Raw genomic sequence first — 4,407 nt, forward strand, 5'->3', positions numbered from 1 at the left:
GGGCACCCGCCGACATTCGGGATCTCCCGGCCCGTTTCCGGCCGGTCCGGTGAACCGGACCGCCGCGCGCCGCGTCCTTGATCGTGTCGAGACCGAGCGAGGCCCGCAGGGGCCGCCTGGGGAGGGGACCGTCCGATGAGCCGACCGTCGCGGATACGACCGCGCCTGCCACGCACCCGTGCCGGACGGCGGCGGCTGGTGCAGGCGGTGATGGCCGGGTGCGTGCTGGCACTGCTTCCGGCGACGTGGACGTACGTCGCGGCCGGCGACCGGCTGCGGACGACGGCGGACGCGCCGCGCACCGAGGTGGCCGTCGTGTTCGGCGCGGGCCTGTGGAACGGCGAGCCGTCGCCGTACCTGGCGCACCGGCTGGACGCGGCGGCGAAGCTGTACCACGAGGGCAGGGTCGAGGTGCTCCTGGTCACCGGCGACAACAGCCGCGAGGACTACGACGAGCCGGACGCCATGCGCGCGTACCTGACGAAGCGCGGCGTGCCGGGCATGCGCATCGTGAGCGACTACGCCGGCTTCGACACCTGGGACTCCTGTGTCCGGGCGAAGAAGATCTTCGGCGTGGACCGGGCGGTCCTGGTCACCCAGGGCTTCCACGTACGGCGCGCGATCGCCCTGTGCGAGGCGGCGGGCATCGACTCCTACGGCGTCGGCGTCGATGCCAAGCACGACGCCACCTGGTACTACGGCGGCACCCGCGAGGTGTTCGCGGCCGGCAAGGCGCTCCTGTCGGCCGTCTTCCAGCCGGACCCGAAGTTCCTGGGCCGCGAGGAACACGGCATCGCCCGTGCCCTGGCGGCATCGCCCGCGCCCTGACCGACACCGGCTGACGCCCCCCGCCTCACGGATGGCCGGCGGTCCGGCTCCGCGCCGTCCAGTCCCCGCTCTCGATGCGTCTGCCGTCGGCCGGCAGCCGTGCCGTGACGGACGGTCCGGCGACGTACACCCAGGCGCGGACGGTCGCGCCGTCGGCCTCGCGGACGACCTCGCGCTCGATGCGCTCGTACAGGCTGCGCGGGTCGCCGGCCACGTAGCCCTCCAACCGGTCCAGGGCGGTGAGGACTTCTCCGTACTGCTCCGGCAGGGCGGCCACCAGCTCACCCCGGACCACTCCGTCCGGCGCCTCCACGGCGTACGGGTAGCCGGGGCCGTCGTACAGCACCGCGCCGGTCAGCCGGGCGGGCTCCTCGGAGTGGGTGCGGCCGCGCAGGAACACGGCGTGGTTGTCCTCGCCGGGACGGAGCGTGCCGTAGACGAAGAACGGGAGCGGGGCGGGCGGCGGCGCCGGAGTGGACGAAGGCATCACAGAAACGATTCTGCCTCCTCAACATCACCACGTAGGCGCTATGGACATGACATGTCATGGGCACTTAAATCTCAGGCGACAGCGCAACCCCATGCGCCCGAGGGCGCCCGCGCTCAAGGAGACCGATGAGTCGGACACGGCACATCCGAGCTTCCCGCCTCGCCACGGCCGGCACAGCCGCCACCGCAGCCATCCTGCTGGCCGCCGTACTCTCCCCCGCCGCGCACGCGGAGAACAGACCCACCCGGGCCACCGCGATCGAGAACGCCGCCTCGGCGCTCGAGGACCACGCCGCGCCCCTGGGCCTCACCTCCGCCCAGGCCACGACCGTACGGGACGTGGTCGTCGACAAGGACGGCGCGCAGCACGTCCGCTACGACCGCACCTACCGCCAACTGCCCGTCCTGGGCGGTGACTTCATCGTCCACCTGGCACCCGACGGCACCTACCGCGGCGCGGACCGGGCCTCGAGCAGCACGGTTTCCCTCACGAGCACCGCGCCCGACCTGTCCGCCCCGAAGGCCGCCGACCTCGCGGTGGACGAACTGCGCGCGGAGAACCGCGGCGCGAAGCTGAAGCAGGTCAAGGCCAAGCCCGAGCTGATCGTCGACGCCCTGCACGGCGCCCCGCGCCTGGCCTGGCGCACCATCGCGGTCGGCCTGGACTCCCTCGGCAACCCGGTGGCCCGTACGGTCCTGACCGACGCCCGCACCGGCGCGCGGATCGACGCCTGGGACACCATCGAGACGGCGGCGGGCGACGGCCAGTCCCTCTACGGCGGCACGGTGCCGCTGGAGACCACGCCGTCGGGCTCGGCGTACCAGCTCAAGGACCCGACGCGCGGCAACACGTACACGGGTGACGCGGAGAACAAGACCGACCTGTGCATCTTCGGCATCTGCTTCCAGCGGGCGCCCGCCACGCTGTTCACGGACGCCGACAACCACTGGGGCACGGGCACGACCGCGGACCGCGCGTCGGCGGCGGTCGACGCGCAGTACGGCACCAACGAGACCTGGGACTACTACAAGAACACCCACGGCCGCAACGGCATCGCGGGCGACGGCAAGGGCTCGTACAACCGCGTCCACTACGGTAGCAACTACAACAACGCCTTCTGGGACGACAGTTGCTTCTGCATGACGTACGGCGACGGTGACGGCACGACGTTCGGCCCGCTGGTGGCCCTGGACGTGGCCGGCCACGAGATGTCGCACGGCGTCACGTCCAAGACGGCGGCGCTGACGTACTCGGGCGAGTCCGGCGGCCTGAACGAGGCGACCTCCGACATCTTCGGCACGCTGGTGGAGTGGTACGCGGACAACTCCGCCGACGCGGGCGACTACCTGATCGGCGAGAAGATCGTCCGCTCCGGCTTCGGCAAGGCGGCCCTGCGGTTCATGGACAAGCCGTCCAGGGACGGCAGTTCGGCCGACTGCTGGAGCAGTTCGGTGGGCAACCTCGACGTCCACTACTCCTCGGGCGTCGCCAACCACTTCGCCTACCTGCTCGCCGAGGGAAGCGGTGCCAAGACCCTCAACGGCGTCAGCTACAACTCCCCCACCTGCAACAACTCCACGGTGACGGGCATCGGCCGCGACAAGCTCGGCAAGATCTGGTACCGGGCCCTGACGGTCTACATGACCTCCTCGACGAAGTACGCCGGCGCGAGGACGGCAACGCTGAACGCCGCCAAGGACCTCTACGGCGCGGGCAGCACGGAGTACGACGCGGTGGCGGCGGCATGGAGCGCGGTCAACGTGAACTGACCACGCAGCCGTCCGACGGTCCCGGCCGCTCCCGCGTCACAGGCGGGGGCGGCCTCGTCGTACGGCCGGGCGCGGGGAACTGGCCCGCCCTCACTCCACGATCCGGCGCACGGGCTGCCCCGTGACGCGGGCGATGGTCTCAAAGTCGGAATCCTCGTGGAGCACGGTCAGTTTGTGGTGCTGGGCAGTGACCGCCACCAGCAGATCGACCGGACTCGCGCACTGGTGCCACCCCCGGTCGGCGAGGTCCCGCTGCAGTGCGGACGCGTCCTCCCAGGCGGAGTCCCGCATCGCGTAGTACGGAAAGGTTTCGTGGAGCAACCCTTCCGCCTCGTAGTACGCCGGGCGACCGCCGACCGCCCGCAGATACTCCTGCCGTACNNNGCTCGCAGAGCCCGACCAGGCCGGAACAGACGGCCTGGTCCCACTCCGCCCCGCTCTGCCCCCGGTAGAAACGGATCAGCGCGCTGGTGTCGACGAGAAAGAGCTCACTCACGCGGCGTGCTGCTCCCCCTCGGCGCCGGACACGCCGGGACGGGACTTCTCGGTTTCCTCGATCGCCGCCAAGTCGATCTCCCCTGCGGCGACCATCTGCCGCATCCGCTCCACGGCGGCCGCTCGCCGCCGTCGGTCCGCGATCTCCCTGAGCGCGGCGTTGACCGTGTCCTTCTTCGTGGTCGTGCCCAGAAGACGCGCGGCCTCGGCAAGCGCCTCGTCGTCAAGATCGATTACAGTGCGGCTCACGGCGCCTCCCGAGAGGTGTATATAAACTTCCCAAAAAAGATATCACGCAGGGGTGCGTCGACCTCGGGAGACCGAGCCGGCCGCGTACGCGGCCCGGGGATCGCCCCAGGCGGGCTGCCCTCCTCCCACCGCCCGGTCATCTGCTCACCTCCGCGTCCTGCGTCCTGCGTCCTACGGGTGGTTTCCGGCGTCTGTCAGCACGACGGCGAGCAGACCGTCCGCTCCAGCTTCGGCGACCCCGAGGCCGCATACCGGGACTTCCACCCGCTGACCGTCTGCCGCGCCCCCCCAGCTGCGCGGCGACCTCCGTCACCGTCGCACCCGCCAGCACAGCCCGGTATCTCTGCTCGACAACCGACAACTCCACCAGCGCCAATCCCGGCCTCCCCACACACGCCGCAACGACGCGCACAGAAAAGCCGATCACGGCCACTGTCAACCATCAGCTGGGACCGAAGCGTCAAGCATCTACCGGGACCGGACAGCCCCACCGCGCAGACTGAGTTACAACTTTCTCTACTGGTTCAAGGCCCGCGCACGGCGCGGGCGCGCGCCGCCTCTGCGGCGCGGCCTGCC

General features: G+C 70.9%; 5 protein-coding genes and 1 pseudogene. 2 read left to right on the plus strand and 4 right to left on the minus strand.

All coding sequences use genetic code 11. The features are described 5' to 3' along the window. The first annotated feature begins 135 nt into the window (after window positions 1-135). Window positions 136-828 carry a SanA/YdcF family protein gene (locus tag RH94_RS32985; protein WP_073951988.1) on the plus strand — a complete coding sequence of 231 codons (693 nt, stop codon included), beginning with the start codon at window positions 136-138 and terminating at the stop codon, window positions 826-828. 25 nt (window positions 829-853) lie between these two features. Here RH94_RS32985 and RH94_RS32990 read toward each other — a convergent pair whose 3' ends face one another. After that, the gene (locus tag RH94_RS32990; RefSeq protein ID WP_073951989.1) at window positions 854-1,315 is read right to left on the minus strand and encodes a gamma-glutamylcyclotransferase family protein; all 462 of its coding nucleotides are present in this window, start codon (window positions 1,313-1,315) and stop codon (window positions 854-856) included. A 128-nt stretch (window positions 1,316-1,443) separates the two neighbouring features. Here RH94_RS32990 and RH94_RS32995 point away from each other — a divergent pair, with 128 nt between their 5' ends. After that, window positions 1,444-3,087: a M4 family metallopeptidase gene (locus RH94_RS32995; RefSeq protein ID WP_073951990.1), complete on the plus strand. Its 1,644-nt coding sequence runs from the start codon at window positions 1,444-1,446 to the stop codon at window positions 3,085-3,087. A 90-nt stretch (window positions 3,088-3,177) separates the two neighbouring features. Here the strand turns inward: RH94_RS32995 and RH94_RS33000 are convergent. From RH94_RS33000 to RH94_RS47010, 3 genes and pseudogenes are all read right to left on the minus strand, one after another. Beyond that, a partial coding sequence (locus RH94_RS33000; RefSeq protein WP_234426193.1) for a PIN domain-containing protein occupies window positions 3,178-3,468 on the minus strand: 291 nt, incomplete at its 5' end. Between the two features lie 111 nt (window positions 3,469-3,579). Further along, window positions 3,580-3,831 (minus strand): type II toxin-antitoxin system VapB family antitoxin, encoded by a 252-nt coding sequence (locus RH94_RS33005; RefSeq protein WP_073951991.1) that lies wholly within the window; start codon window positions 3,829-3,831, stop codon window positions 3,580-3,582. Between the two features lie 236 nt (window positions 3,832-4,067). Further along, a pseudogene (locus RH94_RS47010) lies at window positions 4,068-4,207 on the minus strand (helix-turn-helix domain-containing protein); the annotation flags it as partial. Window positions 4,208-4,407 lie beyond the last annotated feature (200 nt).

It is taken from the genome of Streptomyces kebangsaanensis (assembly GCF_001906585.1).
Classification (GTDB): domain Bacteria; phylum Actinomycetota; class Actinomycetes; order Streptomycetales; family Streptomycetaceae; genus Streptomyces; species Streptomyces kebangsaanensis.

Excerpts from the sequence above, each read along its gene's own strand:
- RH94_RS32985 (WP_073951988.1), top strand. The coding sequence starts at position 136 with ATGAGCCGACCGTCGCGGATACGACCGCGCCTGCCACGCACCCGTGCC.
- RH94_RS32990 (WP_073951989.1), bottom strand. The coding sequence starts at position 1,315 with ATGCCTTCGTCCACTCCGGCGCCGCCGCCCGCCCCGCTCCCGTTCTTC.
- RH94_RS32995 (WP_073951990.1), top strand. The coding sequence starts at position 1,444 with ATGAGTCGGACACGGCACATCCGAGCTTCCCGCCTCGCCACGGCCGGC.